The sequence below is a fragment of the Pseudomonas sp. FW305-E2 genome (assembly GCF_058782925.1).
In genome coordinates this window covers 11767-35473 of the sequence record NZ_JBYSYE010000027.1, presented here as the reverse complement: position 1 = coordinate 35473, position 23707 = coordinate 11767, and the positions used below count along the sequence as shown (strand labels likewise).

The 23707-nt window shown below is 62.8% G+C and carries 16 protein-coding genes and 1 pseudogene; 10 read left to right on the top strand and 7 right to left on the bottom strand.

All coding sequences use genetic code 11. The annotated features are described in order from the left end of the window. The first annotated feature begins 174 nt into the window (after nt 1–174). A complete protein-coding gene (locus tag AC3WLP_RS18765; RefSeq protein WP_014756853.1) occupies nt 175–2265 on the top strand; it encodes a TonB-dependent siderophore receptor in 2091 nt (696 codons plus the stop codon). Nucleotides 2266–2279: 14 nt separating this feature from the next. Continuing rightward, the gene (locus AC3WLP_RS18760; protein ID WP_004577556.1) at nt 2280–3002 is read left to right on the top strand and encodes a DUF4198 domain-containing protein; all 723 of its coding nucleotides are present in this window, start codon (nt 2280–2282) and stop codon (nt 3000–3002) included. 202 nt (nt 3003–3204) lie between these two features. On the opposite strand, the gene AC3WLP_RS18755 is transcribed toward AC3WLP_RS18760, so the two are convergent. After that, nucleotides 3205–4521 (bottom strand): cation:dicarboxylate symporter family transporter, encoded by a 1317-nt coding sequence (locus AC3WLP_RS18755; protein WP_088513146.1) that lies wholly within the window; start codon nt 4519–4521, stop codon nt 3205–3207. 157 nt (nt 4522–4678) lie between these two features. Next, on the bottom strand, nt 4679–5092 hold the full coding sequence (locus AC3WLP_RS18750) for a VOC family protein (protein ID WP_012052245.1): 414 nt from the start codon (nt 5090–5092) through the stop codon (nt 4679–4681). A 101-nt stretch (nt 5093–5193) separates the two neighbouring features. On the opposite strand from AC3WLP_RS18750, the gene AC3WLP_RS18745 reads away from it, so the two are divergent. From AC3WLP_RS18745 to AC3WLP_RS18720, 6 genes and pseudogenes are all read left to right on the top strand, one after another. Then, nucleotides 5194–6087 (top strand): LysR family transcriptional regulator, encoded by an 894-nt coding sequence (locus AC3WLP_RS18745; RefSeq protein WP_014756857.1) that lies wholly within the window; start codon nt 5194–5196, stop codon nt 6085–6087. A gap of 402 nt (nt 6088–6489) precedes the next feature. Beyond that, nucleotides 6490–6879 carry a DUF2946 family protein gene (locus tag AC3WLP_RS18740; RefSeq protein WP_014756858.1) on the top strand — a complete coding sequence of 130 codons (390 nt, stop codon included), beginning with the start codon at nt 6490–6492 and terminating at the stop codon, nt 6877–6879. Nucleotides 6880–6950: 71 nt separating this feature from the next. Further along, complete coding sequence (locus AC3WLP_RS18735; RefSeq protein WP_088513145.1) at nt 6951–9104, top strand: TonB-dependent receptor; 2154 nt, start codon at nt 6951–6953, stop codon at nt 9102–9104. Between the two features lie 60 nt (nt 9105–9164). Further along, nucleotides 9165–9343 (top strand): annotated as a pseudogene (locus AC3WLP_RS18730) (PepSY domain-containing protein); the annotation flags it as partial. Between the two features lie 279 nt (nt 9344–9622). Then, complete coding sequence (locus AC3WLP_RS18725) at nt 9623–11674, top strand: TonB-dependent receptor (RefSeq protein ID WP_088513144.1); 2052 nt, start codon at nt 9623–9625, stop codon at nt 11672–11674. Nucleotides 11675–12151: 477 nt separating this feature from the next. Beyond that, a complete protein-coding gene (locus AC3WLP_RS18720; RefSeq protein ID WP_014861859.1) occupies nt 12152–13210 on the top strand; it encodes a GGDEF domain-containing protein in 1059 nt (352 codons plus the stop codon). A 16-nt stretch (nt 13211–13226) separates the two neighbouring features. On the opposite strand, the gene mhpT is transcribed toward AC3WLP_RS18720, so the two are convergent. Continuing rightward, entirely contained in the window at nt 13227–14468 is a 1242-nt protein-coding gene (mhpT, locus tag AC3WLP_RS18715) for a 3-(3-hydroxy-phenyl)propionate transporter MhpT (RefSeq protein ID WP_012052238.1), read from the bottom strand. A 34-nt stretch (nt 14469–14502) separates the two neighbouring features. Then, nucleotides 14503–15894 (bottom strand): alginate export family protein, encoded by a 1392-nt coding sequence (locus AC3WLP_RS18710; RefSeq protein WP_088513143.1) that lies wholly within the window; start codon nt 15892–15894, stop codon nt 14503–14505. Between the two features lie 262 nt (nt 15895–16156). On the opposite strand from AC3WLP_RS18710, the gene AC3WLP_RS18705 reads away from it, so the two are divergent. After that, nucleotides 16157–17821, top strand: a complete 1665-nt coding sequence (locus AC3WLP_RS18705; protein WP_088513142.1) for an arylsulfatase — start codon at nt 16157–16159, stop codon at nt 17819–17821. Then, a complete protein-coding gene (locus AC3WLP_RS18700) occupies nt 17818–18843 on the top strand; it encodes a formylglycine-generating enzyme family protein (RefSeq protein ID WP_012052235.1) in 1026 nt (341 codons plus the stop codon). Before AC3WLP_RS18705 ends, AC3WLP_RS18700 begins: the two co-directional genes overlap by 4 nt. On the opposite strand, the gene AC3WLP_RS18695 is transcribed toward AC3WLP_RS18700, so the two are convergent. From AC3WLP_RS18695 to AC3WLP_RS18685, 3 genes are read right to left on the bottom strand one after another with little or no spacing between them, the layout of a single operon-like run. After that, complete coding sequence (locus AC3WLP_RS18695; RefSeq protein WP_088513141.1) at nt 18824–20569, bottom strand: acyl-CoA dehydrogenase family protein; 1746 nt, start codon at nt 20567–20569, stop codon at nt 18824–18826. The two genes, AC3WLP_RS18700 and AC3WLP_RS18695, sit on opposite strands and share 20 nt — an antisense overlap. 14 nt (nt 20570–20583) lie before the next feature. Next, nucleotides 20584–21825 (bottom strand): thiolase family protein, encoded by a 1242-nt coding sequence (locus tag AC3WLP_RS18690; RefSeq protein ID WP_012052233.1) that lies wholly within the window; start codon nt 21823–21825, stop codon nt 20584–20586. After that, nucleotides 21822–23705: a feruloyl-CoA synthase gene (locus AC3WLP_RS18685; RefSeq protein ID WP_088513140.1), complete on the bottom strand. Its 1884-nt coding sequence runs from the start codon at nt 23703–23705 to the stop codon at nt 21822–21824. Before AC3WLP_RS18685 ends, AC3WLP_RS18690 begins: the two co-directional genes overlap by 4 nt. Nucleotides 23706–23707 lie beyond the last annotated feature (2 nt).

Sequence of the window (23707 nt, the reverse complement as noted above, 5' to 3'; positions counted from 1 at the left end):
GGTTTCTAGTCATCTTTGATGCAGCACCGCCCGAAGCAGCGCGCGGCATCGATGTTGGCATCGAGTGCAGCCTGATGGTGTATCCGTTGTGATCCCCTTCGAGCTCGTGGACAGTGCCCAAGTCAGGACGCACCAAAAAATGCAACGTTATAGCGTGAAAAACGGAGACTTTACGTGAACCCTCGTGCCCCCCTTCTGGCCGGCCTGACGCTGGGCTTGTTCGGCCAGCCGATTTCAGCGGCACAACCCTTGCTGCTGAACGAAACCTCCATCACCGACGCCTACCTCGAAGAGCGCGCCGACGGGCCGGTGCAAGGCTATCGTGCCAACCGCTCTGCCACCGCCACCCGCACCGATACCGACCTGCGCGACACGCCGCAGAGCATCGACGTGGTGCCCGCACAGGTGATCAAGGACCTCAACACCACCCGCATCGACCGCGCCCTGGACTTTGCGGGTGGCGTGTCGCGGCAGAACAACTTCGGCGGCCTGACTTTCCTCAACTACAGTGTGCGCGGCTTCACCACGGGCGAGCTGTACAAGAACGGTTTCGCCATCAACCGCGGCAGCTACAGCGCGCCGGACACGTCCAACATCGAACGCATCGAAGTGCTCAAAGGCCCGGCGGCCAGCCTGTACGGCCGTGGCGACCCTGGCGGACTGGTCAACATCGTCACCAAGCGCCCCCAGGCCGAAGCCTTCAGTACCCTCACCCTCAGCGCAGGCAGCTGGGACCGCTACCGCACCGCCCTGGACGCCAACTCGCCGCTGGACAGCGAGGGGAATCTGCTGGGCCGGATCAACCTCGCCGTCGAAGACAACGACAGCTTCCGCGATCATGTCGGCAGCGAGCGCCGTATCGTCAGCCCCTCCCTGAGCTGGCAACTGTCACCCGACACCCGACTGATGATCGACACCGAGTTCTCCCGAACCGAGTCGGTGTTCGACCGAGGCATTCCGGCGGTCAACGGCGAAATGGGGTCGGTCAAGCGCTCGACCTTCCTTGGCGAGCCGAATGACGGCGAGATCCGCAACGACAACCAGACCCTCGACGTGGCGCTGGAACACGTGCTCAACGACAACTGGACGCTGCGCCTGGCCAACCACTACACCCAGGGTACGCTCAAGGGCAACAGCTCCGAGCCCCAGGCCCTGGTGGGCACCACCATCACGCGCTTCTATCGCGAACGCGACTTCGAATGGAACGACAACATCACCCAGGCTGAGCTGCACGGGCAGTTCGAGCTGGGTGGCTGGCAGCATCAGACCCTGGTCGGGCTGGAGTACGAAAACTACCGCAACAGCCAGAAGTACCCGCAAAGCGCCACCTCCGCAGCGTATGGGCTGGATATCTACAACCCGGTATACGGCAAGCCGAAGCCGGCCATCACCCGTGCCAACGACTTCTTCGAGCACACTGAAAGCTATGCGATCAACCTGCAAGACCAGATCGCCTTCACCGAGCGCTTGCGCGGGTTGCTGGGCATACGCCTGGAGCGCTTCGAGCAGACCTCGCAGAACCGCACCATGGGTCTGAGCAACAGCCAGGAAAAGGACGTTGCCACACCGCGCATCGGGGTGTTGTACCAACTGACCCCGCAAGTCGGCGTGTTCGCCAACGCATCCACTTCGTTCAAACCCAACACCATCGGCACCCAGGGCCAGGTGTACAAGCCTGAAAAGGGCTTGGGTTACGAGACCGGGGTCAAGCTCGACCTTCTCGACAGCCGCCTGGGCGCGACCATCGCCCTGTTCCATATCGACAAGGAGAACGTCATCACCACCGACGCCCTTGGCGAGAGCGTGGCGGCGGGCGAAGCGCGCAGCCAAGGCCTGGACCTGCAGTTCAGCGGCCAGCTGACCGACGCGTTGCGAGTGATCGGCGCCTACGCCTACATCGACGCCGAGGTCACCAAAGGCGACGCAGCCCTGCCCAAAGGCAGCGACTTGCTCGGCATCGCCCGTAACAGCGGCAGCCTGATGGGCGTTTACGAATTCCAGGACGGTGCCCTGCGCGGCTCGGATGTGGGCGCGGCGGTGAACTACGTCGGCGAACGCTCCGGCCAGGCCGGCAGCGACTTCACCCTGGACGCCTACAGCACGGTCGACCTGTTGGCGCACTACAAAGCCAGCGAACAGGTCACCGTCGGCCTTAACCTCAACAACCTGTTCGACCGCAAGTACTACGAACGCTCGTACAACAGCGCTTGGGTGCTGCCCGGGGAGCCACGCAACTTCAGTGTAAGCCTGACCCTGAGCCTTTGAACCGAGGAACCATCATGCATCCATCGTTGAAAGTCGCTTCCCTGTTGACCCTGATGGTCAGCGTCAACGCAGGCGCCCACGGTCTGTGGACCGAGGAGCGACGTGGCAATATCGAGGCCGTGTACGGCCACGGCGCCGAGGATAACGCCTACAAGGCGGAAAAGATCAAGCGCGCCTGGGCGTTCGACGCGGCCGGGAACATGGTCCCGGTCACGGTCAGGCGCCTGGCGGATCATGCCGTGCTGCAACCACTTACCCCGCCTGCGGCACTTGCCGTGCTGCTGGACAACGGGCCTTGGTCGCAGCGCCCGGACAGGCAATGGGTCAATCAGGATCGCACCCACGTCAAGGATGCGATCGCCTCCACCCACAGCTTGAAGTACAGCCTGGCAATCTACCAGCGCGGTGCTCGCTTGCCGAAACTGGACATGCTGCGTTTGGCGATTATCCCCCTGAGCGACCCTGTGCAAGTCGGGCCAGGCAAGACGCTGGAAGTGCAGGTACTGCTCGATGGCAATCCGGCTGCGGATATCCCGCTGCAGGGCGATTACCGGGGCGCCCCTCATCAGGTCAGCGCCACCACCGACAAGCAAGGGCGGGCACGTATCACCGTACGCAATGAAGGACTCAACATCATCGCGGCCCAGGCTACCCTGCCAATGGCAGACGGCAGCCCCGTGGCCCAGCAGAGCCTGTTCAGTTCACTGACGTTCCTGGGTGAGCCGCACCACGAGTAACATAAGCGACCTACCTCGGCCGTGACGGCCGAGGTATGGCAGTTGGAGGCGTTCGGAATGAGTGCCTGCAACCAGCATCCGCACCATGACCATTGGCACAAGCCCAGCTGCGGCCACACGGCAATCGAACACGATGGGCATGTCGATTACCTGCATGATGGGCACTTGCATCACATGCAGGGCGATCATGTCGATGAACACACTAGGTCGCGTTTGCCGAGCTCCCAGCGCTAATTGAAGAGGTCAACACTTGCGGGCGCTCCTCGGGCGCTACCACCGGGGCAGCAGGCATCCGGTATTGGTTCTCCCACTTCGCCACAACCAGAGGCGCCAGTGCGTTGCCCAAGACATTCAGCGCCGTGATCGGCATGTCCATCAAGCGATAGACTCCGGCGATGAACGCAATACCTTCCACCGGCAGACCGGCACTGGTCAGCGTAGCGGTCAAGATGACGAACATGGCACCCGGGACGCCGGCTGCGCCCTTGGAGGTCAGCACCATGATGATGATCAGCATCGCCTGGTCAGCCAAGCTCAGGGGAATCTCATAGAGCTGCGCGATGAACAGCGTGCCGATGCCCACGAACAGCGATGCGCCATCCAGATTGAAGGAATAACCCGTAGGGATAACCAACGTAGCAATCGAACGCGGCGTTCCGTAGGCCTCGACCTTTTCAATCAGCTGGGGCATGACAGTCGCCGAGGCGGCGGTACTGAACGCCAGGATCAACTCATCCTTGATCGCCTTGATCAGGTCGAAGATGTTGATCCCTGCAACCTTCGCGATGCCGCCCAGCACAACCACGCCGAACAGAATGACCGCGACATAGGTGACGGCAATCAGTTTTGCCAGAGGCAGCAACGCGGAAAGCCCGAAGTTGGCGACCGTCACGCCGATCAGGCCAAAGATCCCGATGGGTGAGTAGTGCATCACGATATGCGTCACCTTGAACATCGTCGCGGAAATGGCATTGACTACCGCGATCAACGGCATTTTCTTCTCTTTGTCCAGAGCACTTAGCCCAAAGCCGAACATGACCGAGAAGAACAGGACAGGCAGCAGCTTTCCTTGCGCCATTACACCGACGATATTGTCCGGGATGATGTTGAGGATGACTTGACCAAACCCAGTGTTCTCCGAGGTAGACGGAAGCGAGAGCGTTTGGGTGTTTGCCAGGGTCGTCAAGTTGGCACCTACGCCTGGCTGCGCAAGATTGCCAACCAGCAGGCCACACACAATTGCGATGCTGGTCACGACGAAGAAGTAGAACAGGGCTTTCACCCCGACCCGCCCTATCGCCTTGCTATCACCATTGCCTGCGATCGCGCCGACCATGCACGCGAATACGAGGGGTACGACAATCATCTTCATCATCTTGATGAAAATGTCGCCGACGGGTTGTAAAAGGCTGCTGATTATCCAGGCTTTATACTCGGGAAAGAAATTGAGAAGTGCCCCCACTACAACCCCGAGCACAAGACCTGCAATAATTCTAGTCACCAGACTAGTCTTTGCCATACGTCCTCCAGTTATTATAATTTGGACTGTACATTGGCCGGCAAAATGCCAAACACATCGTTGGAGCCTGTTATTTTTATTGAGTGGCCACTCATTGATACACGCCTCTTATCTCACGCAGACAAAGCGGGAGGCGCATCCCGAAGGTTTATGCCAATCAGGTGGCAAATACACCTTCAAAGTCCTTGAACCCTTTGATCTCGATCGGGTTGCCACTGGGGTCCAGGAAAAACATCGTTCGCTGCTCTCCAGGTTGGCCCGGGAATCGTACAACCGGCGGTATGTCGAACTGCACACCATAAAGCGCCAGGCGGTCTGCCATCGCGAACCAGTCATCCAGATGCAGCACCAAGCCGATATGCGGCATCAACACTTCATGGTCGCCGACTTTGCCGGTGCGGGTAGTTGGAAAAGGAACACCTTTGTGAAGCGAAATCTGGTGACCGAAGAAATCGTAATCCACATAAGTTTCACTCGTGCGGCCTTCTTTGCAGCCAAGAATGTTACCGTAGAAGTTACGAGATGCTTCGAGGTCTGTAACATGGTATGAAACATGAAATAACGATTTCATAACTACCCTCTTTGGTTTCCGATAGAACTTTTGGGGAGGTTAGCGTAGCCTCGCGCACGTGCTAAAGCGCATTTTTCCATCTCTCAGCGAAAGGAAATGTTTTGGACACTCGATTTCTCGAAAGCCTGATTGCGGTAATAGAAACTGGCTCGATTGCCGCAGCTGCTCGACGGGAAAACCTGACAGCACCTGCAGTCAGCCAACGTATACAAGCACTCGAGAAGTCACTGGCGTGCGAACTCCTGATCCGAAGCGCACACGCTGTCGAACCGACCGAGAAATGCCTGTCATTGCTGCCGAAGATTCGAGATCTGATCCAGGGGGCAGCAGAGCTGAAAGAGGATCTGGACACCAGTAGCCTGTCGGGGTATCTCGAGATCGGTGCGATCTCTACAGCGTTGACAGGCATATTGCCAGAGGCCATGAATCAGCTATCAAGCATTGCCCCGCAACTGAGGCTACGCATCACGCCAGGGGACTCGCGCAGACTTTACGAACAAGTAGCCTGCGGAGAGCTCGATGCGGGAATCATGGTATGTCCGCCCTTCACCGTCCCCAAAACCATTCGTGTACAGGTGCTTCGAGAAGAACCCCTGATGCTTTTGACCAAAGACCCGATTGACAAGCGCGACATCCGCTCGACGATTCTTGGTCGAAACCTGATTCGATATGACTCAAATGCCTGGGGTGGGCAGATTGCACAGCAGTACTTGAATGACAATAACCTGCAACCCGATGTCCTCTGTAATCTGGATGCGCTAGATGCAATCTACATCATGGTCGCAAAAGGTATGGGGGCCTCCGTCGTCCCGCTATGGGCGGGATTGAAAACGGACGACGTACAGGCAACACCCGTGTCGGACGCTGACCGCTACATGCGCCAGGTAGTCCTGCTTTACAAGTCCAACCCCAGAAGGCCTAAAGCGGTGGAGGTTTTGAAGGAACAGCTTATGAATAACTGCAGCTTCCCATCGATCACACACGCGCTGCGTTGACTGCCTCAGCCATCATGCTTGAACTGACTCGGGGCCGGATCTCACCACGCCCATACTGGCAACAACAGGAGTGGCGGCCTACCTCTCCGAGGGTGTCGCCCATCTCGTTACCCCTGTGCATTTTAACCCGGCTGCAGCCGGCATGCCGCGCGTTTGTTTGCACACGCGGGCAGTGGACTTGTGCTTTACGAACTCCGCGCTCTTGCTGCCGAACTCATCGGTGAGCACTGAGTCTCGGTGGGCCTGTACATGAAGCCGACATTGCTGCGATCGCCCTCCCCCGACAGTACCCGATTGACTATTCGTGCTTGAAAAATCCCCCCTGTTCAGATGCACCAGAAGATGTAGAATCGCTCGCCAACCTCTAAACCTGATCATTCAGTTGTCACGCCGAGTCCTGCAATGAAGCTGGCCCACCACACACGATCACAGGTCGCCTGGGTGCTGTATTTCAGCGTCCTGTTCGGCTCGTTGCTGTGCGCCATGGGCCATGGTCAAATGGCCGGGTTGCACCTGGCTGGCATGGATGATGCCGCCTGGTGCACGGCCGACAGCAGCGGCATGGTCCAAGGTGAGCAAGACTTCAGCGATCCGACCCTGCCTGCCGGCGGTGACTGTGTGATCGCCAGCCTGTTCAGCGCCACACTGCTGGCCGTATTTTTCGGCCTGCTGACCCTGCTCGCCGGCGAGCCGGGCAGCCCCTTACCCAACCAACCTCCGCCACGCCTGCCCAAGCATCGTTGGCCACTGGTCAATCCCCGCGCCTCTCCTGCTTCGCTTCTCGCGTTCTGACATCGCCACGTCCCCGTGCCGCCTGATCGGCAGCGGGCGTGTGCTCACCGATTTCAGCCAGGAAGCCTTGCATGTTCCGCATGACCACTTTGGCGCTGCTCGTTGGCAGCGCAACCTGTGCCTGGGCGCAGGATGACACCCTGACCCTGCCGGCCAGCAATGTCACGGCCACAGCCAATCAACCCAAGGAGGCAACCAGCCTTGACCTTGATCGCCCCATCGAAAGCGGCTCGCGGCTGAACCTCAGCGCCAGGGAGAACCCCGCTTCCATCAGCGTTGCCGACCGCAAGACCATGGAGCGCATCGGCGCACGTAACTTCCAGGACGCCGCCAATGCACTGCCCGGGGTTAACGCCTCGGCTCCGCCCGGCTGGGGGGGATATGTGTCGTACCGAGGGTTCAACGGTGCCCAGATCAGTCAGTTGTTCAATGGCATCAACTTGCAGTATGGCGGCGCGGCGCGCCCGGTGGGCGCCTGGATCTACGACCGCGTCGAATTGCTCGGCGGGCCATCCTCCTTCCTCAACGGCAGCGGCGCTGTCGGTGGCAGCCTCAATTTCATCACCCGGCTGGCAAGCCGTGACGAAGACACCTTCGAAGGGCGCGTCAGTTATGCACGCTACGACACCATGGAAACGTCGGTCGCCTTCAACAAGGCGCTGAACACGGGCGACGGCCCGCGCCACTATGCCCGCCTCGACTACAGCCGCACCAGCACCAACGGCTATATCGATCGGCAGGAGAATGGGGCCGGCAACCTGGCCTTCTCGCTGCTTAGCGACATCAACGATCAGCTCTCGCACACGCTGGCCATCGAGTACCTGGAAGAGCAAGAGGACAGCCCCTACTGGGGCACACCGGTATTGCAGCCACTGGTCGGTACCTTGCACATCGACAAGCACAACCGTTTCAACAACTACAACGTCGAAGACGGTCGCTACGAGCAGCGCACCCGGTGGCTGCGCTCGATCACCGACTACCGCGTCGACGACAACACCCAACTGCGTAATACCTTCTACCACTACAACGGCCAGCGCGATTACCGCAATCTCGAGGTGTATCGCTACAACGCCGACAACAGCGCCATCGCTCGCTCCGGCGGCTATCGCCAGCGGCACGACCAGGAGGTCAACGGCAACAAGCTCGAGCTGACCCACCAGGGCCAGTTGTTCGGCATGGCCAGCGACTGGGCGTTCGGCATGGACTACAGCACCAACCAGCAAACCAACTACCCGCTGTCCAAGGGGGCGTTCGACACGGTTGACCCGAATAGCTTCGAACCCGGGCACTTCCTCGATATCCCCGGCATGGACGCGCCCATGACCATGGGCAGAACCACCACCACCGACACCACCTCGGCCTTCGTCGAGAACCGTACCCGCCTGACCGATCAACTGTCATTGATCACCGCGCTGCGCTACGACCATATCGACTTCGACGTGGTCGACCATGTGGCGCGAGCCAGGCTCGACCGACGCTGGGACGCCATCACCGGTCGCCTGGGCCTGGTCTATGACCTGACCTCCAACGTCAGCCTGTACACCCAATACAGCACCTCGGCCGAACCACCAGGCGGTACCCTGACCAGCGCCTCGATCAGCCAGGTCGGCGACTTCGACCTGAGCACCGGCCGTCAGGTCGAGGTAGGCAGCAAGTTCGACTTCCTCGACGGCCGCGGCTCGGCGACGGCAGCGGCGTATCGCATCGTGCGCAAGGATATCTCCGTGCCCTCCTCGACCGTGCCCAACACCACCGAGCAGGCGGGCCAGCAGACCTCCACCGGCATCGAGCTGGCAGCCTCGTTCAAGGTCACACCCAAGCTGCTGGCGGCGGGCAACTTCAGTTGGGTGAATGCCGAATACGATGAATTCAACGAAACCATCGGCGGCGTGGTGTACTCGCGCAAGGGCAAGCACCCGGTCAATATCCCCGACCGCGTGGCCAACCTCTGGTTGACCTACGACCTGGCGCCCGGCTGGCAGGTCGGGGCCGATGCCCGCTATGTCTCATCGGTGTACGCCAACACCGCCAACACCGCATGGGTACCGTCGTACACCGTCTACGGGCTGTCCATGACCCACGACCTGGACAAGCACGTGCAAGTCAGCGCGCGGCTGCGCAACCTCACCGACGAGGTGTATGCCCGCTTCATCCACCAGACCAACACCCAGTACTACCTGGGTGAACCGCGCAGCCTGGAAGTCGCTGTGCAGTGGCGCTACTGATGAGCGTGGAGCCAGCTGTACCTGTGGCACCGCTGGCTGGGCATCGTCGCCTGCCTGTGCATGGCGCGGTGGTTCGTCTCTGGGGTAGCCATGCTGTATGTCGGCTACCCCAAGCTGACACCGACCGAGCGCCTTGCCCACCAGCCGGCTTTGCCGGCGGGGTGCTGCGCCGAGTTGCCCGAACATTGGGCGCAACAGCCGCTGAAGGCGCTACGCCTGTTCGCCTGGCTGATGCGGGTGTTCAGGGTGGCCGCCAGCATGCGCAGTCATTGAGCCCTCAGCGTGGTGCACCTGCGACAAAATGGCCTGCCACGGAACGTATACAGCCCGCAACGGATGCGGCTCAATTCGCTCCACGTTCGTTCGGGCCGTCATGCCTTGCCGCTGCCACGGGACCAGTGGCCTCGGCTGAACCCCGCGCCTCGCCCCTGGCCTGAACCGTCGCTGCTGTCTTGTGGTCATGGCGTGCGCTGCACGACGCCTGACCTTGCCCGACCGTTTTTGCCAGGAAACCACACATGCCTGCGTCCCGTTGCACCGCACGCGCCGTATTGCCCGTGCTCGCCTTGTTCGGCCTCAACCCACTGTCACTTGCCATCGCTGAAACACTGCCTGCCGAAAACTCGGTACTCACCCTCGGCGCGGTCAATGTGACCGGCACCGACAGCGGCCCCCTGGCCACAACCAGCGTGCTCAGTTCGGTGGATATTCTGGGCGGTGACATCCTCGAGAAGATGCCAGTTGCCTACAGCTGGGAGCTGTTCCGCCGGGCACCAGGGGTGATGCTCACCGAGTTCAACCAAGGCACCACCTCCGGCAAGCTTTCGTTCCGCGGTTTCAATGGCGAAGGCGAAATCAACGCCGTGAAACTGTTGATCGACGGCATTCCCAGCAACACCAATGACGGCAACATGCCCTTCATCGACTCGGTGTTCCCCATGGACATCGACAGCATCGAGGTGGTGCGTGGCACCAGCGATCCGCGCTATGGCCTGAACAACATTGCGGGCAACGTCAACATCAATACCCGTACCGGCGGCAACTACAACAAAGCGCGCATGCGTTATGGCAGCTTCAACACCCGCGAGGTGCAACTGGCCAAGGGCATCGAGACCAGTAACTGGACGCAGAACTACTTCTTCGCCCACCAGCAGGTCGACGGCTACCGCGACCATGCCGACACCGAACGCTACAGCTTCGGCGGTAAATGGTTCTACACCCCGGACGATGGCAACTACCGCGTGGGCCTGATCGCCCGCCATTACGAGTCCGAAGCGCAGGAGGCCGGCTACCTGACCGAGGACAACGCCCGCCACCACCCGCGCATGAGCAACGACTACAACGCCACGGACAAGGGCACGCGGCGGATGAACCAGGTCAGCCTGCATTTCGATACCGAACTGGCGCAGACCCTGTCCTGGTCCGCCAGGACCTACGTCAACACCTTTGACGACCGGCGCTGGACCCAGTACTGGAGCAGCAGTTCGCAGCAGGAACGCGACACGTACGAAACCCAGTACGGCGCCATTACCTCGCTCACCTGGCGCCCGCAGGTCGACTGGCTGCATGCCTTCACCCTGGAAGGCGGCAGCGATATCCAGAAGCAGGAAAACCGCAGCGAACGTTACCGCACGCTCAACCGCGTGCGGCAGGCGCAAACCCGCGACCAGCGTTACGACTTCAACACCGTGGGGGCCTATGTGCAGGCGGAGATCGAACCGGTCGAATCGCTGAAGATTGTCCCGGCGTACCGTGTGGACAGGATCAGCGGTGACTTCACCAACGAGATGACCGGCCAGGATTACGACATCAACGACTACGGCCTGATCAAACAGCCCAAGCTCAGCGTGGTCTATTCACCCTGGAAGGTCGCCAGCGTCTATGCCAATTGGGGCAGAACGTTCCAGGTGGGTACGGGCGCGGCCGCCTACAAAGTACCACCGCGCAACGAAGACCTTTCTCCGTCGATCAACGAAGGCTGGGAAACCGGTGTCAAGTTCACGCCAGCCGGTTGGGTCGATGGCCGCTTCGCCTATTGGCGCCAGGACGCCACGGGCGAGGTCAGCCGCCGTCTGAACGACCCCAGCGGCGAGTCGGACAACGTCGGCGAGACACGCCGCTGGGGCTATGACCTGCAGGTTAACCTGCACCCGGACGCACGCACCGAGATGTGGATGTCGTATTCCTGGCAGTACTCGAAAATCCTTGAGCCCAGCAGTGCCTTGCCAGCCAGCAAAGGCAAGGAAATCGACCACGTGCCGCATCACCTGTGGAACACCGGCATCAGCTACCAGGCCACCCCTGCCCTGCAATTGACAGCCTGGATGAATGGCCAGACCCACTACTACCTGGAACGCGAGAATACCCAGGGCCGGTATGGCGGTTACGTACTCACGAACCTTGGCGCGACGTACAAGGTCACCGAAGCGATGAGTGTCGACCTGCAGTTGAAGAACCTCACCAACCGCGACTATGAGTACGTGTGGTACGACCCGGATGGTGCGGAGGCTTCCCTGCACGCCCCGGGTGACGGTCGAGCACTGTATGCCGGCGTGACGTTCGACTTCTGAAAGTCTGCACGTTGGTCGGCGCCAGTGGCTCGGGCAACGCCCTCAGTGGCCTTGGCTTGCTCGACCGCTTGTTGGCCGTCGCGATCAATTGGCTTTCGAAGTGCCGGAAAACACGCTATGTTCGTGATTGAACTTGCGAGGGGAAACTGTGCAGCCAAGGCAGCCTTCGATCAAGTAAAGGATCCGCGCAACGACGTGAAATACGGGAAACGTCGCAGGTGCCGTAACCGTGGCGATAACCCGTGCTGCACTGCCACTACTTACCGCAACGCTTTCTGAATCCAGCAATCGAACAGGGCAAAGGGCATCACATGTGAACGCCAGGAGGCTTTTCCAGGACGCCGTCAAAGTGCCAGAATCCGCTACCGGTCACACGCGGCGGCGCCAGCCATGACAAACCTTGATCCCGGCGATGAAATAGCCTACTCCGTACGGAGGGATCGGCTTGAACAGCTGTTTGTCCAGTCGGCGCCCGCTGTGCTTGGCAGCTTCCTGGCCGCCGTCATGCTGTGCTGGTTGGGCTGGGAGCGTTTCGACCCGCAAAGGGTCATCGTGTGGATGACGTTATTGGGCCTGTCGACCGGCGTGCGTACCGCCATGTTCTTCGCCTATCTGCGAGCACCGGCCAACCAGCGCACGGCCGAACGCTGGGAGTGGCGTTACTGGGTCACGCTGATGCTGTCGGCGGCTATCTGGGGCTGGGGCGCCTTTGCCGTAATGCCCACCGACGACGCGCTGGGGCAGACGCTGATCATGTTGTTTGCCGTCGGCATGTCTGTCAGCGCGGTGTCGTGTTACTCCTCCTACCGCAACATGACCCTGGTGTCGATGGGCCTGGTCTTGCTGCCTTCTACAGGCTGGCTACTGTTGCAACCTTCCACACTGCAACAAGGGATAGCCTTGGCGGTGCTGGTGTTCGCCTGGTTCGTGGTCAGCGCGACGCAAAGCCTGTCCTCGGCATTGACGACGGCCTGGCGCCTGAAACACGAAATGCAACGCGCGCATCGGCTTGCCATGGTGGCCTCGTGCACGGACGAACTGACCGGCCTGAACAACCGACGTGCTTTTTTCGACAACGCTTCGGCGCAGCACGCCCAGTGCAGGGATGCGGGTACATTCATGGCCGTGTTGATGCTGGACGTCGACCATTTCAAACAGATCAACGACACGTTCGGGCATGCCGCAGGCGACCAGGTGCTGCAGCGCATCGGTGCAGCGATCAGTGCCAGCCTGCGTGACAACGACATTGCCGGCAGGCTGGGCGGCGAGGAGTTCGCCATCCTGCTGCCCAATACGCCGCCAGACACGGCGATTGAGGTTGCCGAGCGCCTGCGGGCCCTGATAGCCAAACTGCGTGTGAATGATGAACACCCGGTCACCGCAAGCATAGGTTTAGCGTTCGCGAAGGCCCCTGCCACTGAGCTCGGCGCCTTGCTCAGCAGCGCAGACAGCGCCATGTACCTTTCCAAGGTATCGGGCCGTAACCGGGTCACGGTCGCCGAACCGGAGCAGGAGGCATTGCACAAGCAGCACTAGCTCCTTCAAGGAAGTGCTATGCAGGGTCCTGGGCCGCAGCCTCACCCGGCTCAGGGCGTTGCGTGCGGGTTCGGTGTTTCAGCAGCGCACGTGCCGCCAACGCCGCGAGCACCAGGCCTGGAGCCGCGGCCATCAGCAGCCCCCCCGCACCTGCGCCTGCTGCAAGGATCTGCCCGGCCGCCAGAGGACCGGCCATGGAACCCAGGCGCCCCACCGCCACCGAAGCGCCCAAGCCCGTTGCGCGCACCTGGGTCGAATACAGCGTCGGCGCCAGCGCGTACAGCACCAACTGGCCGCCAATGGCGCAATACCCTGCAGTGAATCCGGCCAGCAACATCAGCCCGAAACTGCTCGACAGCCCCAGCCCCGCCAACGACGCCAGCATGCCGGCGTAGGCGATCAATACCGCCCGCCCGGCAAACCCGCGGTCCATCATCCGACCGGTCAGGAACGATCCAGCCGCCCCACCCAGGTTGAACAGAATCTGCACGGCGCCCGCCTGCGGTCGGCTGAAGCCTTGGCCGATCAACAGCGACGGCAGCCAGTTGAGCAACATGTACAACACTGTCAGGGTGAAGAAACATGCCACCCACAGCAACAGCGTGCGGCTTGCCTGCTGCGGCCCGAACAGTTGGGTAAGCACACCTTCACTGCCAGCCTTGGCAACGCCTTGGGCACGGAATGCCTGGGACTCTTTCAGCCAGATCATCAGCACGAAGGCGATCACGATCGGTGCGATGCCGCCGACGTAGAACACCGTACGCCAACCGTCGTCCACGCCGGCCATGCCGATCAGCGACGCAACCGCCCCGCCTAGCGGCACACCACAGTAAGTCAGGCTGACCGCCGTGCTCCGCAGACGCTCAGGCGCCGCCTCGCTGGCCAGGGCGATCAGGATCGGCAACGCCGCCCCCAGCCCGAGCCCTGTCATCAGCCGCGCGATCAACAGTGAGTCGTAGGTCTGGGCATGGGCGGTCCCTAGCGAGAAGCCGCCAAACAGCAGCACCGCCACGATCAGGATCGCTTTGCGGCCAAAGCGGTCTGCCAGCCAACCGCCGATCAGCGCGCCGGGCAGCAACCCCAGCAACCCGGCACTGAATACCCAACCGAGCATGGCAGGGCTCAGGTTGAATGCCTTGGCCATGTGCGGCGCGGCGATGCCGGTGGCCTGCAGGTCCAGCCCTTCCAGCAAGGCAACGAGAAAACACAAGCCGATGGTGAGCACGGCCTTGCCTGATGACGCGGATGAATGATGCATATGTGGCCCTCTGTTGTTGTTATCGGTCGGGTGGTCAAAGGCGGAACGTGGCACGTACTGAGACGAACGACGAATCTTCGCCGCCAGCCTCCTTGATGGCCGTGCCCACGTCGTAGTACTTCAGGTCAAGGTCCAGGGTCAGGTTGGGAGTGGCAAGCCAGCGCGTGCTGGCGCGGTAGATGGTACCGACATGGCGACCCGTGCCGCGGGTGTTGGCCAGCATGCTCATGCCGGGCATGTACACGCCGTCTTCCTCACGCTGTTTCCACACTTCGAAGATGCCCGGCTCGATGCGCAGCGTGCGCCAGGGCGAGAAGCCGAAGGTCGGCCCCACCACGATGATGTTGCTCAGGGTGGTGAGGCTGGCTTCACCATAGACACCATTGCGTGGGTAAAGCGGGTCGAAGGTGCCGACTTTTCCGTCGCCCAGGTCACTGTCGCCGCTTGCGGCATCGATGCGCATGGCCAGGCGCGGTTGCCAAGGGTGGGTGAAGGTGAAGCCGCTGTCGCTCGACAGCGCCCAGGCGCGGATCGACGCGTTGCCCAGGTGGCCGGTCTGCCCGACAAGGTTCCAGCTCCAGTCCAGTGCCTGATGGCGGCCGAACAGCCGCGTGCCGAAGGTGTAGCGCTGCTCGTCACCCGACTCGCCGGCCAGGCTGCGGTCGTCGGTTTCCAGGCCAAAGGCTAGCAGGTCCATGTTCCACGACGCCGACAGCGGCAAGGTGCCGTAAAGACCGTAGAATTTGATGTTGTTGTTGCTGCCATCGTCCCAACCGTCTTCACCGGTTTTCAGCGGGCGCACAGCGAATGCATCCAGCTTGCGTCCGTCCTTGAGGTTGAGGCTGGCGCGCACGCCGTCGAAGCTCAGGCGGATGTTCGGCGCGTCGCGGTAGGTGACCAACACCTGGTCGCCGAAGCCCATCTCCTGGCGACCTACGCGTGTGGTATAGCGCCCGGCGGCGAAATCGTGGTTGAAATCGACGAAGGCCTGTCGCACTTCATTGCGGCTTTCATCATTGGGCGAGTACAAGTCCTTGCCGAAGGCGCGGGTATTCTCGACCTGGACGAAGGTACGCACGGCATCGTCGAACAGGTGCAGGTCGGCATGGGCCTGCAGCCGTTGCTGCAGATAGGAATCGTCGTTCAGCCCGCGCAGGCCAAAGAAGGGTTTGTCCGAAGCATCGGCCCGGTAGCGGGCCTCAGCCCCGAGTTGCAGCCAGGCCGACTCTGACAGCCGATGGTAGCGCAGGCCATCGAAGGGGGCAGTGGCCTTGGCGGGGTCGTCGAGAAAGCGGTAGTCCTCGATCCAGCGAGGGGCCCCTGGCCTCCCCGGCCGGCTCTCTTCAAGCGGGCGGGCCGCGTAGGCGGACTGGCACAGCGAAAGCACCATGAGGGGCAGGCATACCCCGTTCAACGGCTTGATCATCAGAATTTCCCTTCACTTGTTTTTATAATTGTTCTTACAAACTGGATAACTCTGTTAACGATTATTTTTGTTAACCATATACGCCGTCAATAGCGTTTTACCCGTGTACAAGGAATGATCAGCATCAAGCGTTCGCTAATCGCACACTTCTGCAGCGAGCGGCTGCGGCATTCATTCATCCGTCGCTAAAATCCAGTAGCGTGCTGTCTATTCAGAGGCCATGCGCAAAATTCGAGCCCATTACAAAAACAAGAGTCCCCCCATGAATTGCCTCCGCCCCCTTGCCGCCCTCGGCATGCTCATGCTTGGTGCCAGCCACGCCATGGCCGCACCAACCGTTAAACAACCAAACATTCTGCTGGTGGTCGCTGATGACCTCGGTTTCTCCGACCTGTCGGCCTTGGGCAGCGAAATCCAGACGCCCAACCTGGACAAACTGTTGGCCGACGGTCGCCTGATGCTCGATTTCCATGCCGCGCCCAGTTGCTCGCCGACGCGGGCGATGCTGATGTCCGGCAACGACCCACACCTGGTCGGGCTGGGCATGATGTCGGAGACACGCAAGCGCCTGCCGGCCGGCGCAGAGGTACGCGCCGGCTACGAAGGCGTGCTCGGTGCCAATGTCGCGACCCTCGCCGAACTGCTGCATGACGCCGGCTACCGCACCTACATCGCCGGCAAATGGCACCTGGGCATGCAACCGGCCCAACAGCCACACAACCGCGGCTTCGACCAGGCCTACGTGCTGCTCGAAGGCGGCGCGGCACACTTCAAGCAGGCCAACATGGACCTGCAGTCGAACTACAGCGCCACCTATCGCCACAACGGCGAGCCGATCGCGCTGCCCGACGACTTCTATTCCACCACCTGGTACACCGACCGCCTGATCGACGCGATCGACCAAGGCAAGGCCAGCAACAAACCGTTCTTCGCCTTTGCCGCCTACACCGCGCCGCACTGGCCGCTGCAGGCACCGGATGCGTACCTGGCGCAGTACCGAGGCCGCTACGACCAAGGCTACGAAGTCATCGCCCACGAACGCCTGAAGCGCCAACGCGAAGCCGGCCTGGTGCCCGCCGACTTCTCTCTGCAAGCACAACTGGAAGGTGTGCCGAGCTGGGCATCGCTGAGCGATGAACAAAAACGCCAGTCCGCACGCACCATGGAGGTGTATGCGGCCATGGTCACGGCGCTGGACGCCGAGGTGGGGCGCCTGGTGAACCACCTGCGCAAGACCGGCGAGCTGGAAAACACGATGATCCTGTTCATGTCCGACAACGGTCCGGAGAACGCCACCCGTGTCGACCCCGAGTGGATCAAGGCAAACTTCGATAACCGCCTGGACAACTACGGCCGCCGCGATTCGTTCCTGATGATCGGCTCAGCCTGGGCCCAGGTCAGCGCCCTGCCCAGCCGTCGCTACAAGATGACCACCTACCAGGGCGGCATCCGCGTACCGGCCTTCGTCTACTACCCGGCCACCATCAAGGCCGGCCGCAGCGAAGAGCTGGCCAGCGTCCGCGACATCATGCCGACCCTGCTGCAACTGGCCGGTGCGCCGATGCCCGGCGTCAAGTACCGCGACCGCGATATCGTGCCGCCGCAAGGCACGTCGGCGCTGAACTACCTGCAAGGCCAGGACAGCCAGATCCACGCCCATGACGAAGCCCTGGGGTGGGAAATCAACGGCAGCGCCTCGTTGCGCAAGGGCCCGCTGAAGCTGGTGTGGGATGCCACCGACAGCAAGCCGAGCTGGCACTTGTATGACCTGCGCAAGGACCCTGGCGAGCACCACGACATCGGCGCAGGGCACCCCGAGCAGGTGGCGCTGATGCTGCGCGACTGGAAGGCTTATGCCCAACGCGGCAACATCGCGATCGATGCCGACGGCCGTCCGGCCAGCCCGATCCTGGTCAAGCAGCAATGATCGCCCGGGCAGCCGGCTGCGCAGCACTCGCCACCGGCCTGCTCGCCGCCGCCTATGCCGTGTGGCCGCAAGCCCCGGCGCCGGCGCTGCTGTGCACGGACTACAGCGGCCTGCCCGCGCAGCGCCAAGGCCCTTGGCGAGACGGCATGGTGCACGTGCCGGGCGGCGAGTTCAGCTTTGGTTCAAGCCGCTTTTACGACGAAGAAGGCCCGCCTCACCCCGCCAAGGTGTCCGGCTTCTGGATTGACGTGCATCCGGTCACCAACGCCCAGTTCGCGCGCTTCGTCAAGGCCACCGGGTATGTCACCCATGCCGAGCGCGGTACCCGTGTCGAGGACGACCCTGCCCTGCCCGGCGCGCTGCGGGTACCGGGTGCGATGGTGTTTCATCAGGGTGCGGACGTGCTCAGCCCCGGCTGGCAGTTCGTGCCCGGCGCCAACTGGCGACACCCGCAAGGGCCGGGCAGCAGCCTGGCCGGGCTGGACAATCATCCGGTGGTGCAGATCGCCCTGGAAGATGCCCAGGCCTATGCCCGCTGGGCAGGCCGCGAACTGCCCAGCGAGGCGCAGCTGGAATACGCCATGCGCGGCGGCCTGACCGATGCCGACTTCAGCTGGGGTGCCACCGAGCAGCCCAAGGGCAAGCTCATGGCCAATACCTGGCAGGGCCAGTTCCCTTATCGCAATGCGGCGAAGGATGGTTTTACGGGTACATCACCCGTGGGCTGCTTCCCGGCCAACGGCCTTGGCCTGTTCGATGCCGGCGGCAATGTCTGGGAGCTGACTCGCACGGGCTATCGGCCAGGCCATGACGCACAGCGCGACGCCAAGCTCGACCCCTCAGGCCCGACCCTGAGTGACAGCTTCGACCCGGCAGACCCCGGCGTGCCGGTGGCGGTGATCAAAGGCGGCTCGCACCTGTGTTCGGCGGACCGCTGCATGCGCTACCGCCCCTCGGCACGCCAGCCGCAGCCGGTGTTCATGACGACCTCGCACGTGGGTTTCAGAACGATTCGGCAATGAATGGCAACGGCGTGGCGGCCGCGTCGATGGCCGCCACCTGCCGGTCGAGGTCGGGCAGCAGGTAGCTGAAGAAGAACCCACCGCTTTCCTGCTTTTCCCGACGCTGCGCCGACCCCACTGGCAACGCCTGGATGCAGCGCGCGCTGCGGGCCCAGGCGAAGGCCTGCAGCACCGTTGCGCACAACTGCAGGAAGTCGCCTGCGGCGCGGTACGGAAATTCGGGATCGCCCGCGGTCATCGACAGCACCTTGGCCAGCACGGCCTCCAGCGTGTCGCACGCGCTGCCCAACGCGGCGGCGGCGGCGCCAGCGTCCGCAGCGGCCTCGGCACGCAACTCACCCAACAGCAGGGCGAAACCTTCCCCCCCATCGCCCAATACCTTGCGCAGCATCAGGTCGTTGGCCTGTATTTCGTTGGTGCCTTCGTAGATCATCGCGATGCGGCTGTCGCGCAAGGTCTGCTCGATGGCAAACTCCTGGGTGTAGCCATAGCCACCGAACACCTGCAGGGCCTGGCTTGCCAGGCTGAACCCCTGCTCGGTGAAGGCCGCCTTGACGATGGGGGTCAACAGCGCCACCAATGTCGCGGCCTTCGCCCGTTGTGCAGGCTCGACGGCGGCGTCGGCGATCTCCAGCCACTGGGCCGTCCAGTAGGCCAGCGCGCGCATCCCCTCGGTACGCACCCGCAACTCCAGCAAGACCCGACGCATGGCCGGGTGCAGGTGGATCGGGTCGGCGCCCTGGACGCCCCCCTTGGCCCGCCCCGGGGCACTCATCTGGCGCCGCTCCAGGGCATAATCGCGGGCCTGTTGCCAGGCGGCCTCGGCATGCCCCAGCCCTTGCAGGCCAACATGCAGCCGTGCGGAATTCATCATCACGAACATCGCGGCCAGGCCGCCATGGGGCTGGCCTATCAACCAGCCCCGGGCCCCCTCCAGGCGCAGTGCACAGGTGGCGCTGCCCCGGATGCCCAGCTTATGTTCCAGGCCGTCGCAGTACAGTGTATTGCGCTGGCCATCCTCCAGCCATTTCGGCACCAGCAACAGCGAGAGCCCGCGGTTGCCGGGCGGCGCATCCGGCAACCGGGCCAACGCCAGGTGCAGTATGTCGCGGGTCAGGTCGTGTTCGCCGCCAGAGATGAACAGCTTGTTGCCACTGACCGCGTAGCCACCGTCGCCCAGGGGCACGGCGCGGCAGCGCAACAGGCTGAGATCGCTGCCGGCCTGGGGTTCGGTCAGGCACATGGTAGGCAGGGTGGCACCACTGACGATGCCCGGCAGATAGCGCGCCTGCAGCTCGGCGGATGCATGGGTTTTCAGGCACAGGTAGGCACCGTGGGCGATGCCGGTGTACATGGCCCAGCCGTGGTTGCTGCCGAACAGCATCTCTTGCAAGGCCGCCTCCAGCACTAACGGCAGCCCTTGGCCGCCAAGCGCCGGGGCGCATGCCAGCGACGGCCAGCCACCGTCGACGTAGGCGCGATAAGCCGCCGGGAATCCGTCCGGGGTGCGTACTTCCCCGCCCTCCATCTGGCAGCCCTGGCGATCGCCCGAACGGTTCAAAGGGGCCAGTACCTGCTCGCAGAAACGGGCCGCCTCTTCCAGTACCTGGGCCGCCAGGTCGAGGTCGACGTCGGCATATGCCGGTAATTGCGCCCAGGCCTGATCGGCCCGCAGCCAGTGTTGCAGGACGAACTGCATGTCGCGCAGGGGCGCCTTCCAGGTCATCGGATACCTCCGGGTCAGGCAACGAAATGAGGGTTTTCGATCAGCAGCGCCATGCCTTGGCCACCGCCGATGCATGCCGCTGCGATGCCATAGCGCAAGTTGCCGTCGCGCAATTGACGGGCCAAGGTGTGGACCAGGCGCAGACCTGTAGCGGCCAGTGGGTGACCGAGGGCGATAGCGCCGCCATGGACATTGAGCTTGTCCACATCGAGTTCGAGCGCCTGGGCCACCGCCAGCACTTGGGCGGCCTGGGCCTCGTTGATTTCCAGGCGGTCGATCTGCTCCAGGCGCAGGCCGCTGCGCTCGAGCAGCAAGGTAATGGCCGGCGCCGGCCCGATGCCCATGAGGCCGGGCGACACGCCAACAGCCGTGGCCATCAGCAAGCGCGCCAAAGGCGGATGAGTGCAATCGGAGTAGCGCGTGACCAAGGCTGCCGCCGCGCCATCGACCACCGCGCAACTGTTACCAGCCGTCTGCACGCCACCGGCGTGCACCGGGCGCAGCCGGGCCAGTGCGGCGGCATCGGTAGGCCTCGGGTGGCTGTCCTGGCTGACCTCACTCACGCCACGCGGCAATGCAATGCCGCGTGGCTGGCAGCCTTCTGCCTCTAGTGCCTGCGCGGTGACGCTGACGATTTCCTCGTCGAACCAGCCCTGCGCCTGGGCTTGCAGGGCCCGCTGATGGCTGCGCAGGGCCCACGCGTCCACCGTTTCACGCGCCAGGCCATAGGCACGGGCCAGGTTTTCCGCAGTACCGATCATGTCCACGCCGGCAGCCGGGTCGTACAGGGCTTCCCAGAGAAAGTCCTTAAACCCGACCGGTGCCCCCAGGCGAAAACCGCCCCGGTGTTCATAGGCCGCGATCGGGTTGCGCGACATCGACTCCGCACCCACGCACAGCACCTGGCGGGCGCCACTGCGCAGCTGTTCACCGGCCTGACGCAACAGTTCAAGGCCCGTGCCACAGATGCGCTGCACCGCCAGTGCCGGTACCGACTGCGGCACGCCACAGTAGAGGCCGACATGGCGTGGCAGCATGTAGGCGTCGAAGCTGGCCTGGGCCATGCTGCCGGCGAGCACGCTGTCTACCGCCTGAGGGGCGGCAGCTGCACGTGCCAGCACCGCGCGACCGGCCTGAATGCCCAGGTCGATGGGCGAGATCGCGGCCAATGCGCCACCCAGGTCGACCCAGGGCGTGCGCACCATCTGGACGATGGCCGTGTCCTCAAAGACGGTGCACAGCCCGGCCGCACTCAAGGCCGCACCTTGGCGTGCAATGCGTGGGGGTCTTCGCCACGGTACAGCGCCTCGACCTGAGCGGCGCGCCGCTGCAGCACAGCGCGCTGATTGATCGAGCCCTTGTCGGTGATTTCACCGGCGTCGATCGACGGCGGCTCGGCCAGCAGCGACAGCCATTCGATACGGCTGGCGTTGCCCTGGGCATCGCGGTTCAATCGCTCCAGCCAGTCAGCGAACCAACTGCGCACGGTGTCGTTGGCCAGTACCCGCGCATCGCTGGCATCCTCTGCCAGCCCGGCCAGGCGCCGACACTCGGGCAGACGCGGGAACACCAGCAGACCCAGGCATTCACGGTCCGGCGCGGTGACCACGATGTCCTGTACGTAAGGCGAGCCCTCCAGCACTGCGCGGTTGCGCAGCGGCCCGACACTGACGAATACCCCGGACGAAAGTTTGAAGTCCTCAGCGATACGGCCATCGAACATCAGGCCAAGCTCGGGCTGCCTGGCATCGGCCAGCTTCAACGCGTCGCCCGAACAGTAGAAACCCTCCTCGTCGAACGCCTCGGCGGTCTGCTGCGGCGAGCGCCAGTAGCCCGGCATGATATGCGGGCCACGGAAGCGCGCCTCGAGCTTGTCACCCACCGGCACCAGCTTCACTTCGCAGCCAGGTGCCGGCAGCCCGACATAGCCGGCCATCGACAAAGGCCCGGTGGTGAAGGTGCACGATGGTGAAGCTTCGGTCATGCCAAGGCCGGCCATCATGCGGATGCGTTCGCCACAGTGTTGCTCGGCAATGCGGTCCAGCCGGTCCCAGACGCTTTGCGACAGGCCTGCGGCGGCAAAGAATAACAGCTTGATGCGGGCAAAGAACACCTCGCGCAGCTCTGGGTCCTGCTCCAGTGCCTTGACCAGTTCCTCCCAGCCCTTGGGTACGGTGAGGTAGGCCGTGGGGGAAATCTCGCGCAGATTGCGCAAGGTCTCGGCAAAGCCTTGCGGGGTCGGCTTGCCGGCGTCTAGGTAGAAACTGCCCCCGTTGTAAAGCACGATGCCGAGGTTGTGGCTACCGCCGAACGTGTGGTTCCACGGCAGCCAATCCACCAGCACCGGCGGCTCCTCGGCGAACGTCGGAAAAGTCTGCAGAAGCATCTGCTGATTGGCGCACAGCATGCGCTGGGTGGTGATCACCGCCTTGGGCAGCTTGGTCGAGCCCGAGGTGAAGAGGAATTTGGCGATGGTGTCCGGCCCGGTGGCGGCGAAAGCCGCATCGGCCGCCGCCAGGTCACCCGGTTGTAGCAGGCTGTCGAAGCTTATATGGGGGCGACCTGCGACCTGGCCACGCACGCTGATCACGCCGACCGAATCGTTCAGCACCGCCTCGAAGGCGCGCTGGAACGGCTGGCTGTCGCTGACGAAGACCACTCCGGGGGTGAGCACCTCGCAGACATGGCGCAACTTGGCGAAGTCTTGCGACAACAGCGCGTAGGCCGGCGACACCGGGCAATAGGCAATACCGGCATACATGGCGCCGAGGGCGATTTGCAGGTGTTCGATGTCGTTGCCGGAAAGCAGCGCCAGCGGGCGCTCGGCACTGAGGCCCAGTCCTAGCAAGTTGGCGGCGATGGTGCGCACATCGGCGAGCATCTGCACGTAGCTGATCGAACGCCAGGCACCGTCTGCCTGGCGTGCCGCGATGAAAGTGGTGTCCGGGCGCACCTGGGCCCAATGCACCAGGCGCTCGAGCAGGCGCGCCGGCAGCGGCGCCAGTGGCTCGACAGGTTGCATGCGCAGCACATCGTCGACGTGACTGACCTGCACCTGGGGATGCCCGATGGCCACCTGGCGGTAGCGCGGACGTTGGCCAGGGTCGGTCGACCCTGAGCGGGCTTCGTTATTCACGC